We start from the raw sequence: 13,222 nt of genomic DNA on the forward strand, positions 1-13,222 counted from the left end.
TCGATCTCCCTGCGGTCAGCGGGCCCGCTCGCGCCACCAATCCTGCGCCTGCAGCTTCCAGTAGGTGAGTTGCGCAACCGCAAGTCCAGCCGGGCCGCCCGCCCAGGCAAGGCCGAATGGTGCAAACAGCCGGTAACGGTCCGATTGTCCCAGTATGGCTTCGGCGATCAACTTGCCGGCGATCGCCGTGGTGTTGATGCCATGGCCACCAAAAGCCGTGAGGTACCAGACGCCCGGCTGCAACGGGCCTATCTGGGGCATCATGTGCCGGGCATAAGACATGAGCCCGGACCAGGCGAGTTCGGTCTTGAGGTGTTCGAGCTGCGGATAAGTAGTGACCATCTCACGGCGCAATTGCCTCGCCAACACGCCCGATGAGGCTGCCCGGGTGGTGATGCGCCCTCCCCAGAGCAGCCGCCTGCCGCCTTCGACAACACGGTAATAATCGCCTGCGCGACGGTTATCGCCGACGGCGTCGGTCGTCGTAATCGCCTTGGCGATGAGGTCAGGCGCCTCCTCGCTCACCATAACGTAAGTGGCGATAGGCAGGAATGCCCGCTGCAGCCGGCCGACCAGTGGGCCCGTATATCCGCCGGTGGCAACTACGGCCTGGCGGGCGCGCACTTCGCCGCTGTCGGTGCGCAAGACCTTTTCGGCGCCGTCAAGGTTGGCTTCAACGGCAGCCGTTCTCTCGTATATCCTGCCGCCCAGCCGTTCGATCTCGCCCGCAACGGCGCGCAGATAGTTAAGCGGATGCATGTGGAAGGCGCTGGGATCGCGCAGGCCTTGGTGGTAGCGATCCGAATGCAGCACCGCTCGCACCTGGTCGCGATCGAGATAGTCGAGCCGATAGTCGAAATCCCGCGCCAGTTGCTCGGCATATGCCTTGAGCGCGGCGCCACCATCGTGGCGAAGCACGCTCGATATACCGGAGCGCGGCTCTGCCGCCTTGATGTCGAGATCGCGGATCGTCTGCCGCACGAAGTCGACGCCTTCGATGGACAGGCGGTGCAGTTTTTGTGCCGCGTCGACGCCGGCCATCGCGGCGATGTTGTCGGTGCCGGTGGCGAAACCGGGATTGACGAAGCCGCCATTGCGACCGGAAGCGCCGAAGCCTATCCGCTGCGCCTCAAGCACGACGACCTGCTGGCCGGCGCGAGCCAGCTGCAACGCCGTCGTCAGGCCGGCCAGTCCGCCGCCGACAACGACTGTCTCGCACTCGGAAACGCCGCTCAGCGGCGGTCTGATGGTGTTGTCAGCAAGCGTGCGTCGGTAATAGGTGTCAGGACATGTCATGATCAATACGATGAGGTGGCGGCACTAGAGCATTTTGCAGGCAGGCGGAGCCGCCCGGTGTCGTGGAAATGGGGCTGAAACAAAACAGATGGAGCGGGATGTTCAATTGAATGCATCCCGCTCAAGCTTTATCCACGACGCTCCTCAGTCGGCGCTGTAATCCTTGCCGTACCACTTGGTGGTCAGTTTCGCGAGGGTACCGTCCTTCTTCATCTCGTCGAGAATGCCGCCGATCTTGGCATTCCACTCGGCATCACCTTTTTCCGCGATCACCACCAGCGGCTCACGGAAGGCATAGCCGCCTTCCAGGACACGCAACGGGTAGCCGTTCTTTATCGCGTTCTGAGCCGTCTGTTCTGGTGCGATGACCGCGTTGAGGCGCACGCCGTCGCCAAGCCTCAAATCGTCGAACGGCAGCATTGAGTCGGCGAAAGTCCTGATCTCACCGGGCTTCAGCTTGTATTCGATGGGCGGCAGGCCGGGAGCATCGATCTCGAGTTGTCTGCGGATGAAATCCTCCGACGTGGTGGCGGTCTCGACGCCGATGATCTTGCCGTTCAGGTCGGCGACCGATTTGGCCGGGCTGTCCTTGTGAACCACGTAAACGTAGGGGCTATAATAATAGATGCCTTCGAAATCGATCACCTTGGCCCGCGCTTTGGTCGGCGTCACCGAGCCGACACCCAGATCGTAGCGTCCCTGCCAATGGCCGCCCGTCATCGTCGCCCAGTCCGGCGTGTCGAAACTGACCTCCACACCGAGGCGCCTTGCGATCTCCTTCGAGACGTCGATATCGAAGCCGACCAACTGATTACTGTCGTCGAGGAAACTCTGCGGCGGCCAACCGCTGTTTGTGGCGACCACCATTGCCTTCTTCGAGGTAACCCGGTCGATGGTTTCACCCGCCGACGCCGCAGACGCGAACGCGAGCGTGGTAGTGGCCAAGGCCAGCCACGCGATCAATTTCCTCACTTGAACCTCCCTCTTCATCGTCATTCAGACATGCTTCCCAGAGCGCGCTCCCGTAGAGAAACAGCAATTGAGAGCGCAGCATGAGATCGATCTCATATCAGCACACATATCAACGAGGGGATCAAGTCCTTTTTCAAGTAGCCAGTTGTCCTCCGGGGGCGCAAAGCATCGGCACCGCACGGTGCGGCGGAACCCGCGTTTGATGTGACGCGCGTGACTTTCAAGACAGAGGAACGAAGGTCTACTTCAACCTACACAGCATCATAGACAGATGGCGGCACAGGATGGCTTGCTGTCTACGAGTTTCCGATGTTCCGGTTAAGTATGGGTGCGCGGCACACCGGCAGCAGCACCAGCAGGAGGATGGCGGAATCGACCCAGAGGACCCTGTTCACGCCCATCGTGTCGACGATCTGACTGGTCGCTAGGGTACCCACGGAGATGGCAAGATTGAAAGTGAAGCAGTAGATGGCCGTCGCGGTCTCCGCGCTTTCTGGTGCTGCACTCAGCACCCACGTCTGCAGCGTGATGGGCGCCGCGCCATACGCGAAGCCCCACACCAGCAGCAGGATGGTTCCTGTGAGCGGCGTGACCCCGAGCAACGGGAAGAGAGCCAGCGTGGCGCCGAGCCCAATGACGATGCAGGCCAATGTGCGACCGACGGATTTGGCGGCCCAGACGCCTGCGACGGCGTTGCCAATCATTCCGAGAATGCCATACCCCAACAGTAACCAACCTATGCTCCCTGCAGTGACGCCCGAGACCTCCAGCAACACCGGGCTCACGAAAGTGTAGGCACCGTAGTGGGCAGCCACCAGCAGTGCGGTCGCAACCACGCCCGACAGGAGGGCGGGATTGCGCAATTGCGCACGCAGGGCTTTCACCTCCACAGGCTGCGCCGCCTCCAGCTTCGGAAGCACAAGCAGGGCGGCGAGCAGTATGGCAAAGCTCAGGCCGGCGAGAGACCAGAACGCGCCGCGCCAGCCGACTAGATCACCGATGATCGTGCCGGCCGGCACGCCCAGCACCGCAGCGGCACTTACACCGCCGAATACAATAGTCATGGCGCGCGGCACGGACGGTCCAGGAACAAGGCGTACTGCGATGCTTCCGGCTATCGCCCAAAAGCCACCGATGGTGATCCCGACGAGCAGCCTGGACGCGAGCAGAACGGGAAAGTTCGTTGCGAGCGCTGAAATCACGCTCGCCGCAGCCATTACCGCGAGCAGGCCCGCCATCAGAATACGCCGGTCGAGCCTCCCCACTGCCAACGGCAAACCGATAGAAGCGAACGCCGCAATTACGCCGGGTATCGTCACCGTGAGACCGCCACTCCCAATAGAGACATTCAACTCGGAAGAAATTGCCGGAATCAGCCCCACAGGGAGTTGCTCCGCAGTGATCATCGAAAAAATACCCAGCGATACAGTGAGCACGGAGAGCCACATGCGAAAAGTGGCTCCCTCTTTCTCCCGAAGGGCTGCTTTGGTCAGAGACATGATCACCTCCAGCCCGCGAGAAGGCACTCGACGCCAACGTTTCGGGCAAACGTTAGAGAGACGGATCGGGCAATTGATCCCGGCCTGGTTTCAGATAATCTGTCCACTGCGGATTGATAATCGAGGGAGATATGGATGGTGAATTCACGAAACGTGAATGAAAGAGGTGATTGCAGTTGGACCGGCTGACCAGCATGACCGTGTTTGCCAACGTCGTCGGTGAAGGCAGCTTCGCTGGAGCGGCCAAGCGGATGCGACTATCGCCAGCGGCCGTGAGCAAGCATGTCCAAATGCTGGAAGAGTGGCTTGGCGCACGCCTTCTCAACCGGACGACCCGGCGCATCAGCCTGACAGAGCTCGGCGCCTCCGTCTACGAGCGCAGTCTGCGCATAATCGAGGATGTCGAGGAAGTTCGTACGAGCGCGGCCGAGAGCAAGACACGTCCGACCGGCTCACTGCGTGTCAGCGCGCCGATCTCCTTCGGCGCGATGCACCTTGGGAGAGTCGTTGCAGAATATCTCGCGGTCTACCCGGAGGTGTCGGTTGAGTTGGTGTTGGACGACCGTGTGGTTGACATCGTGGAAGAGGGCCTGGATGTCGCGGTACGCATCGCTCCACTCACGGTTTCCAATCTGGTTGCTCGCCGAATCGCGCCGTCACGCGAGGTGGTCTGCGCTTCGCGCGATTATCTGGACAGACGCGGGCGTCCCACAAAGCCGTCGGATCTCCACGACCATGATTGTCTGGACTACGCGTTGCGCGCCAGCCGCGGAAAATGGCGGTTCGACGGACCAAAGGGGCAAGTGGCGGTAAAAATCACTGCACGGATGACGGCAACGAACGGGCAGCTCCTGCGCGATGCGGCGCTGGGTGGAGCAGGCATAGTACTTTGCCCCACTTTCCTTGTTGGAGAAGCCATTCGTTCGGGCCAGCTGGAGACAGTGATGCCCCAGTTCAAGCCGGTAAGCCGGTCGATCTACGCGATGTACCCGTCAAGAAGGCATCTTTCCGCCAAAGTTCAAAGCTTCGTGACGCTTCTCGCCGCCCACTTTGGTGAGAACCCACCTTGGGACAACTTCGGACCATGACGACTGGAATGTTGAGCCCAGAGGCCGCGCGCACTTGCACGGCCTTACTGTGCATGGGACCAGCACCCAGGGCCAAGGGCCGGTGCATATCGAGCCGTCCAGCACCTTTTCGAGACTGAAGCATCCGCTATTTGCCGACGGTCAGTCGCTGAGGCTCAATCCACCGCCCATCCTAAGCGCCGCCACAGCGCGAGTTGTAGCATCTGCGGTGTCTCTGGTTCTCTGCGGCTACCGGCGGAACGGGTTGTAAGCAGGCGCGTTCCTCCAGCGTCAAGCTTGGAGAGCATACATGGATGACGAACTGCGCCTGAAGTTACAAGAGCTGAGCCAAAGCATGCAAACGCGAGCGGCCGAACTTTCGACGCTCGGCGGCAGCGCAGACATAAGTACGGTGATGTCGGGGATCGCCGTCGCTCTGGAGGCGCTACTGGTGATTGCCGAAGAGATGAAAACGCCACGTTCCGGCCCTTCGGTCCTGCCCGACGCTACATGAACATCTCCGATCGTTTGGGAGAGGCTCCTGAGCGAGAGCGCCTACCGCTCACCAGCAAATCGCTCGCCGAGGAACTCGGCTTTAATCGACATTCCGGGTTGGAGAGTGGAGAGCGCAATCTACTCGGTGGAGTACTCTAGTGGGGTGAGCGTCGGTAGAATGGATTTTGCACTCGACGATGCCTTTTGGGTAATCGAGGACGGCCTTAGGACGGAGGACCATGATGGCTTGGATGGCCGCAATTTGCCCTATCACAGATGAGCAGGCACTCGTTAATTCGGAGACAGTTGGCGACATCCGGGAGTTTCGCTGTCCGAGTTGCGGCGACTTCAAAATCACGAACTCGGCCACCGCGATGTTCAAAGGCCTGTCGGCAGAACAGAAGTTGGAGCGCTTCGAATACGCTAGGGCAATCGCGGGCGACAACGCGATCACAGTGACGACGGAACATGGATCTGTCGATACCGAAGATCAATAGAATACCCGCCCGACGAGCCGGGTTCCCAGCGCATCTCCTCATTGCTGGCCTGAGACCATTTGACTGCCGGTCCAGGTAATTGGGCAGTTTTGAAGGTAGAAGCTCACGTCAAGATGGCCAGACCATTTTTACACTGCCGATCTGCGCGGCCAGCAACGCCTCTCGTGAGGGGCAAGGCATGGGCATCGAACGTCGCGGACCGGTCGGCGGCGTAAGGCTGGTTGCCTATGATCCTCCTACCGGCGAATGGAACCAGATCTGCCACAGCGCGTCATAGAAGCAGATCAGGTGCGATTTAACGTAAGGAGTGACATCGATGATCAGGCTCCTTCTCCTCCTCGCCATTGCACTCGCCTTCGCATGCGGCGGGACGGAGGCGGCCAAGCTGGATCTAGCCGCGGTAAATCAGGCGCAATTCTCCGCCGGCGATCCGAAAGGGCTCGATCCTGCCGTGCTGAAGGCGCAAATTTTTTTGGATCGTGCGCGCTTCTCACCGGGGCTCATCGACGGCCGCCTTGGAGAGAACTTCGCCAAGGCGGTCAAGGCCTTCCAGGCGTCGAACGGACTGGCGCCAGATGGCAAGCTCACCCAAGCGACTTGGGACAAGCTGATGGCAACCTCCACCAGCCCAGCTCTGGTCACCTATGAACTGACCCGCAAAGATGTACGCGGCCCCTTCACCAAACGCATTCCGGGGCGCATGGAGAGGATGGCTCGCCTGAGAAGGCTTGGCTATCACGACTCGATCGAGAAGCTGGCGGAGCGCTTCCATGTGAGCGAACCATTGCTCAGGAGGCTAAACCCAGGCACCGGATTCAGGAAAGCTGGAACCACGCTGCTGGTACCAGATGTTGGCCGGGGTGAACCTCCCGCCACCATTGCCGGCGTGGAAGTCGACAAAGGCGCTCATCAGGTGCGCGTGCTCGACCCCTCCAATAAAGCGCTTGCCGTCTACCCTGCCTCGATCGGGAGCGACGAGAAGCCGGCACCAAGTGGGCAGGCAGAGATCCAAAGGGTGGTGCACAACCCGACCTATCACTACGATCCCGATTTTGCATTCAAGGGAGTCAAAACCAAGCGGCCCTTCACCATTGCTGCCGGCCCTAACAATCCCGTGGGATCAGTCTGGATCGACCTCTCCATCGAAAGCTACGGCATTCACGGCACGCCCGAACCCGGCAAGATCGGGAAGACCTTCTCTCACGGCTGCATCAGGCTCACGAACTGGGATGCCGAGGACCTCGCCTCGATGGTCCAAAAACATATGAAGGTGACTTTCAAGGACGAGTGACGCAAGCCGTCGCATCCCTCGATGGTCGCCGAAACAAGATGTCCGTCTGTGCCCGTGACAATTGCATCTTGCGATCCGCTGGATCCGATCAGCGGATGCTCCGGGTTCGGGGTGTCAGGTCAAGCGGCGCCATTTGCACGGATGGCGGCGAACCAACCACCATGGCGGGGGCGCCAGATTGCTCACCACGTTGGCTCTCTACTTCGCGGCTCATACCTTGTTGAGCAGCTTGCATCTCCGGAACGGTGAAAACCGGCACCTCGCCCTTGAAACCCTGGAGCTCAAAGGCGCCCGCCTGGACGACCGGCATCGATGCTGCTGCCGCAAAGCCGGGTCCAAGCACCAGGGGGATGCCCAGCTTCTTGGTCGTCGATTCGAGCCGTGCCGCGCGGTTCACGGGGGAGCCGATCGCGGTGTAATCGAAGCGCCGTTCGGAGCCGAAATTGCCTACCGAGCAGATGCCGGTCTCGATGGCGACGCCGATTTCGATGGATCGATGGCCATCCGCGGTGAAGGCGGCGTCTTCGCGCCTCACCCGCTCGATAAGGGCAAGGCCCGCGTCCAGCGCACGCTCACGATGATCGGGTTGATCTAGCGGTGCGTTCCAGAAGGCCAGTACCGCATCGCCCATGAACTTGTCGATGGTGCCGTCGCGCTTGAGGATCTCATCGGTCGCAATGCCGAGGAAATGGTTGACCACCTTGGCGATCTCTTGGGTGTCGAGCTGTTCGCTCATGGTCGTGAAGCCACGTATGTCGCTGATCAAAATGGTGATCTCGCGCTTCTCGCCGGACAGGATTGCCTCGGTGTCCGAGCTTGCGAGGCGCTGCACCACGGAGGGCGACAGATATTGGGAGAACTGTCGCGTCAGGGTGGACCGGCGCTGCTCGCTGCGCCTGTAGAGGACATAGCCTTCGAAGCCCGCAACCATGATGGTTGCAAGCGCCGGCTGCAGCGGGTCATAGAGTGCACCCTGCAGGCTGTACTCGAGAGCGCCGAACACGAACGGCGTGACGGCCAGCAGCGCCAGGGAGAGGGCGCCAAGCACGACACGCCCGGCGAGCACTCCGGAAACCCCGATGAAAACGACGGCACTGAGGAGAAACCAGAGCCGCTCGAGCATACGCGCGTGCGCTGGCTCTGCCAGGAAGCGCCCGGCAAGCATCTGGCCGATCGCATCGGCGTGGATCTCCGCTCCTGGTCGCGCTGGACTCGTCGGCGTGGGCAGGTACTGCGTCAGGCCCACAGCCGACAGGTCGACAATGGCGATGGCGTCCCGCAGCCGCGGATCGCCATGGCCCGAAAGGATAGTGCTGGCAGACAGGCGAGGCGTGTCCGTGGCGGTTTCCCAGAGGCGGATGCTCCCCTCCGGCTCGAGCGGCACAATGGCGCCTGCCATCCTGAGTGCGTCGAACCCGGCTGCATTCATCCGGGCTGTGTAACCGTCCTGTCCAGCGTAAAGGCGCAGGAGCTCGAGTGCGAAAGACGGCCACAGCTGCGCGCGTTGAGGGGTATTGCGAAGCCAGAGCAGCGGCACATGGCGCAGTACGCCGTCGGGATCGGGCAAGGTGCGAATCACGCCGAGGCCTGCGGCGGCGTTCGAGAATTCGGCAAGCGAGCCGGTAAGACCGGTGAAGCCGGGAAGTGTATCGGGCACTTGCCCGACGATCGACCAGCCGGCTTTGGGTTCTGCTTCTGATACCGTCGCTTCATTGCCCAGGCTGACGGCAAGCGCCGTTCGACTTTTGGACAGCGCCGCTGCCAGGCGCTTGTCTCCGGCGATGCCCTCAGGCGAGGTGTCAGCCTCGGGGAGTACCAGCGCAAGCCCGACCACCGCCGCACCGGATTGCGTGATGCCATCGACCAGATCGGCCAAGAGGCCACGGTTCCAGGGCCATCGCCCATGTGCCTTGAGGCTGGCGTCGTCTATCGAGACGATCACGACAGGATTGCTCGTCGCCTGACGTGGGGCGAGAAACTGATAGAAGTCGTACGTCCGCTCACGCAGGCGCGACAACGGCCCGTCAAAAGCCAAATGGCAAGCGAGCAGCAGGAGCACGACCAAAAGGCCGGATATTTTGCGCCTGCCGGCTTGCCGCCAATCAGCCCAGCGCCTACCGACCGAGTGGCTCATCTCGTGCAGCCAGGCCTAATCGCAGTTGTAGTAGTAGCAGCAACCCTCACCCTCACACTCGCCCCGCCGGCCCCCGCTGCCCGCAGGTGGCGTTGGGCTGTCAGGGAATTCCATGACCACTCCTGGCAGTGCGCCGTCCCTGGACCCGCAGACTTTGAGCGAGGAGCCTAGAGCCGACGCACAAATTGCGCTTACGTCCAACCCAGGACCCGGTGCGCCCGGCAGGCCGGTTCCCGCTATCCGGTCGATACTGTCCAAGATCGGGAAGGCGTCGATGCCGCCGTAGCCGGCCAGAAGCTTGCCATCGTCCGACGTGCAGGCGTAGCCCGGGTTCGTGATGACCAGCCGTTTGCCACTGATCGTGCAGGTCATGCGGCCGGCGCGCAATATGCCGACGGTCTGGCCGGCTGCCACCAGCACTTCGATGATGCCGCCTCTCGCTCCGAGCACCATGTGCGGCGTCGCAACCTGCATGACGCCCCCTTTCGAAACCTGGCCGCCATAAAAACGGGCCAGGCCGCTGTTCATCCCGATGTCGATCTTTCCCGACCCGGAGCCCGGATTGTAGACGAACTCATCGATCGTCAGGCTGGTGTTTGGACCAATTTTGGCGCTCGATTCATCCCGGAACACCAGCATTCCGAGACCGGTGGGATTGCTGCGCAACTGGTCGCCGAGTTCGACGCCGGCGCCAACGTTCATCGTCCCGCCGTTATTGCGGACGATGATGGTCTGATAGGCCGTCATCGACCCGACCGTCTCAGCAGCGGATGGTGCCGCGAAGGCGAGGCAGGCGACAAAAATGACGATCTGAAGATACCTCATCGCGGCCTCTTTCAATTGAGCGTCAACGTATAGCTCATGAGCATTTCGAACGATTTTCGGTCGCGGTTGGCGAGGGCGAAGTTGGTTTTGCGGTAGGCGAGATCGACGCTGATCTTCTGCGCTTCCGTCAGCTGAAAATCGCTTTCCGAGGCAATGCGCCAGAAGTCGCTCTTGATATTTGTGCCGATGCCGACGGACAGATCGGGAGTGTCGCTGTGGCCGGCCGATAAGGCGATCTGGTGCGACCATGCGAAAAGATCCGGTACCTTCATCAACAGGCCGCCATAGCGGACCTCGCCCGTATAGCTGCGGCTGATTTCGCCCGATCCGGAAGCGAAGTCATTCGAGCCGACAAAGCGCAAGCCGAGCGCCTGGCCATTGCGGAAGCGGTAGCTGCCGCCTGCCTCATAGAAGACCCTGCTATCGGCGAAAATGCCTTGCGAGGCGCTTAGATCGATGTAGCCGCCACCGGCGAAGAGCGTCGTCTCGACCGTCGGGCGAACGACGAAACGTCCACTGAGGCCGATACCGGTTTCGTAAATATCGCTGTCGAAACGATCCGTAACGGTGAACGCGGAAAGCAGCAGGCGCAGCGAATCGATCCCGCTGTTGGGCAGTCCCTTGTCCCAGGTAATTGCTGCGTTGCCGTGAATAAAAGTCTTCTCGCCACCCGGAACCGACAGGTCTTCCGTGAAGAGACGCTCTGTCGCGGTCAACGACCCCGAAAGAACGAGCGCGTCGGCACTTGGCGTGCCGAGGTCCCACCGCACAAAACCTTCCGCCTGCCCGTAAGGCGAGACGAAGCTGTCGTCGTCCTGCGCCCCGCCTGGCTCAAAATCGGTGAATGCGCTGAATACCCCGCCGGTCAGGGCGAGTTCCCAGGTGACGCCACGCAACGCGCGCTCGATGTGGGCGAGCAGGCGAACAGCTTCCTGTTGCTCACTTGCGGTCAGACCTCCGACTTCGATGCCGTACTGCACCTGCCGCCGGGCCAATTCATAGGACCCTACATGATAATACAACCGGCTGGCCGCAAGCCGGGCGCGCGCATCGCGCGGGTATTGGATCAGATACTGCTCGATCGAGGAGATCGCCTGATCGTATTGCCCAGCATTGACCGCAACCGTGACGAATTGGGCGAGCGTTCCATTGTCGGCCGGACTGGCGATGCGGGCCGCAAACGCATCGTCATAGGCCCCAAAAAGACCTTGTGCGCCGGCCGGCAACACGCCGGCACAAAGCAGCGCTGCGGCGACGCCGAAGATCGTTCGAAACGAAGATTGCATGCCGAGAACCCACCCCAAACCCGACTAGTGCGAGAGATTTAGCACGACCGCAAGAAAAAGGCGACTGAACGGTCGCCGGACTTATGCGAGTCCTCAGCAGCTGTTGCAGCTGCGCAACAAGATATCGGGTTTATTCCTATTTCGGCTGCGCTGATTGTCAAAAACTCTTCTCGACATTGCTGCACGTGATTGAAGTATTTGGCCCAAGGCTTAACAAACTCAAATCTCATCAGTAGTGGATCGCCCAGCCGAGAAGATTAATATTGGGTGGGCGATTCTGCGTATCTGGTCACCATGCTTCAAGGTGACCCACGGCTTCTCCAAAGGCCTTCCGTCGCGTTTCGCAAGGGGCCGGAGAGCTGCCGAAAGGTGTTCTCACGACGCGTGTGCGATTCGGCCTGGGTCTTGCAATTTCTTTAAACGCGACGAGGTCAGCTTGTTGCCTCCGACTCCAGGGGACGGGTCAGCGGACGCAGCTTGCTAGAGCACGAGCATGGTTGCCAGCCCCAGCATCAGGCCCATGCCTACAATATCGGTCACGGTGGTGAGGAAGATCGCCGAGGCGACCGCCGGATCGGCGCCTACCCGGCGCAGGCTCAACGGGATCAGCACGCCGGAGATGCCGGACATGAGGCACGATCCGGACATGGCAAGCAGGATCACAAGTGCCAGCATCGGCGCCTGCGCCGCCGACGCCGGTTGCATCGAGGCATAGAACCACATCGCCGCAGCCGCAACAACGCCGACGAGCGCGCCGTTGGCGGCCGCGAGCGCGCCCTCTCTCATCACCAAGTGCAGCTTCGGTCGTTTGTCCACATCCCCCAGGGCAAGGCCACGCAGCGTCATAGCCAGTGCCTGGCAGCCGGTGTTTCCGCTCTGCCCGGCCAAGACTGGGAGAAACGCCGCCAGAGCGACGATCTTCTCGATCGTGCCTGTGAACGAACTGACCACGAATGCGGCCATGAAGGCCGTCAGGAGATTCAACTGCAGCCACGGATGACGCTTCAGGAAGGCTGAAAACAGCGGCGTAAAAGAGCGCTCCTCCTTCTGGAGGCCTACCATCTGTCCAGACTGGGCGGAAATCTCGATGATTTGCTGCTCGAACAATCGCCAGCCGCGAACCTGCCCGAGCAGCCGGTTCTCCGCATCCACCACCGGATAGACAGGATAGTGACGCCGTACCGCCGCCTTGCATGCGTTACTCAAAGAGAGACCGACATCAAGAGCGAACGGCCTGGGCAGCATGATGTGATCGACAATCGCGTCGGGTTCGCTCAGCATCAGATCGCGCAGGACCGCCAGGCCAACCAGTTTATTGCCCTTGTCCGTGACGTAGAGATAAGTGAGCTCGGTCGGCACCAGGGCGCCTCTGACAGCTTCCACCGCGGCAGCAACCGTCGTCCCGACAGGAACGCTGGCGGGGATCGGGTCCATCACCTCGACGAGCGACTCGGGGATCGCGAAACCCATGTCACCATCATGAGAGCTGATGGGCCGCATATGCAGTGGCAAATGCTCGGCCACCTTACGGGCGTGCCCGTCAGGCAACAGCTTTAGTGTGTCGCGGATGAACTCGGGAGACTCTCTAGCGAGCAATTCAGCTGCGTCATCAGGTGCTCGAGCACGCAGCGTGCGCACCAACTTCTGAACGCCGGTCTCTTCGTTCATATGATATGGCCCCCCAATTGAAAGTGAAAAAGTTGTGAAGTGTCGGATCGCACCGGGGCGGAAATACGACAGTTCTTCCGGCCCAGCAGTCCGCCTTGTGGTTCTCGCAAGCGCCGCCTGCACGCTCCTAGCTTGAGAAGGCAAAGCAGACGTCTACATTTTGGGCGTGCCCTCGTCAGGTCAGCATGCGAG

At 61.0% G+C, this 13,222-nt stretch carries 11 protein-coding genes; 4 read left to right on the forward strand and 7 right to left on the reverse strand.

The genetic code is table 11. The features are described from left to right. Positions 1-15: 15 nt before the first annotated feature. From NKK52_RS15805 to NKK52_RS15815, 3 genes are all read right to left on the reverse strand, one after another. Positions 16-1,296: an NAD(P)/FAD-dependent oxidoreductase gene (locus tag NKK52_RS15805; protein ID WP_023681084.1), complete on the reverse strand. Its 1,281-nt coding sequence runs from the start codon at positions 1,294-1,296 to the stop codon at positions 16-18. Between the two features lie 144 nt (positions 1,297-1,440). Continuing rightward, positions 1,441-2,268 carry a transporter substrate-binding domain-containing protein gene (locus tag NKK52_RS15810; RefSeq protein WP_023681083.1) on the reverse strand — a complete coding sequence of 276 codons (828 nt, stop codon included), beginning with the start codon at positions 2,266-2,268 and terminating at the stop codon, positions 1,441-1,443. Between the two features lie 296 nt (positions 2,269-2,564). After that, complete coding sequence (locus NKK52_RS15815; protein WP_023681082.1) at positions 2,565-3,767, reverse strand: MFS transporter; 1,203 nt, start codon at positions 3,765-3,767, stop codon at positions 2,565-2,567. Positions 3,768-3,943: 176 nt separating this feature from the next. On the opposite strand from NKK52_RS15815, the gene NKK52_RS15820 reads away from it, so the two are divergent. From NKK52_RS15820 to NKK52_RS15835, 4 genes are all read left to right on the forward strand, one after another. Next, the gene (locus NKK52_RS15820) at positions 3,944-4,855 is read left to right on the forward strand and encodes a LysR family transcriptional regulator (RefSeq protein ID WP_023681081.1); all 912 of its coding nucleotides are present in this window, start codon (positions 3,944-3,946) and stop codon (positions 4,853-4,855) included. Between the two features lie 289 nt (positions 4,856-5,144). Then, entirely contained in the window at positions 5,145-5,348 is a 204-nt protein-coding gene (locus NKK52_RS15825) for a hypothetical protein (RefSeq protein WP_023667962.1), read from the forward strand. Positions 5,349-5,568: 220 nt separating this feature from the next. Continuing rightward, positions 5,569-5,826 (forward strand): hypothetical protein, encoded by a 258-nt coding sequence (locus NKK52_RS15830; protein WP_023681080.1) that lies wholly within the window; start codon positions 5,569-5,571, stop codon positions 5,824-5,826. Positions 5,827-6,142: 316 nt separating this feature from the next. Next, positions 6,143-7,117: a L,D-transpeptidase family protein gene (locus NKK52_RS15835; protein WP_023681079.1), complete on the forward strand. Its 975-nt coding sequence runs from the start codon at positions 6,143-6,145 to the stop codon at positions 7,115-7,117. An 88-nt stretch (positions 7,118-7,205) separates the two neighbouring features. On the opposite strand, the gene NKK52_RS15840 is transcribed toward NKK52_RS15835, so the two are convergent. From NKK52_RS15840 to NKK52_RS15855, 4 genes are all read right to left on the reverse strand, one after another. Further along, positions 7,206-9,251, reverse strand: a complete 2,046-nt coding sequence (locus NKK52_RS15840; protein WP_084023710.1) for a CHASE2 domain-containing protein — start codon at positions 9,249-9,251, stop codon at positions 7,206-7,208. Between the two features lie 15 nt (positions 9,252-9,266). Beyond that, entirely contained in the window at positions 9,267-10,091 is an 825-nt protein-coding gene (locus tag NKK52_RS15845) for a FecR family protein (RefSeq protein WP_023681077.1), read from the reverse strand. Continuing rightward, complete coding sequence (locus NKK52_RS15850) at positions 10,088-11,305, reverse strand: tetratricopeptide repeat protein (RefSeq protein WP_198031467.1); 1,218 nt, start codon at positions 11,303-11,305, stop codon at positions 10,088-10,090. The genes NKK52_RS15845 and NKK52_RS15850 overlap by 4 nt, the downstream gene beginning before the upstream one ends. Before the next feature lie 537 nt (positions 11,306-11,842). Further along, the gene (locus tag NKK52_RS15855; RefSeq protein ID WP_023733226.1) at positions 11,843-13,030 is read right to left on the reverse strand and encodes a magnesium transporter; all 1,188 of its coding nucleotides are present in this window, start codon (positions 13,028-13,030) and stop codon (positions 11,843-11,845) included. Between the last annotated feature and the right edge of the window lie 192 nt (positions 13,031-13,222).

The sequence above is a fragment of the Mesorhizobium sp. C277A genome, from assembly GCF_040324395.1.
In the GTDB taxonomy this organism is placed as follows: domain Bacteria; phylum Pseudomonadota; class Alphaproteobacteria; order Rhizobiales; family Rhizobiaceae; genus Mesorhizobium.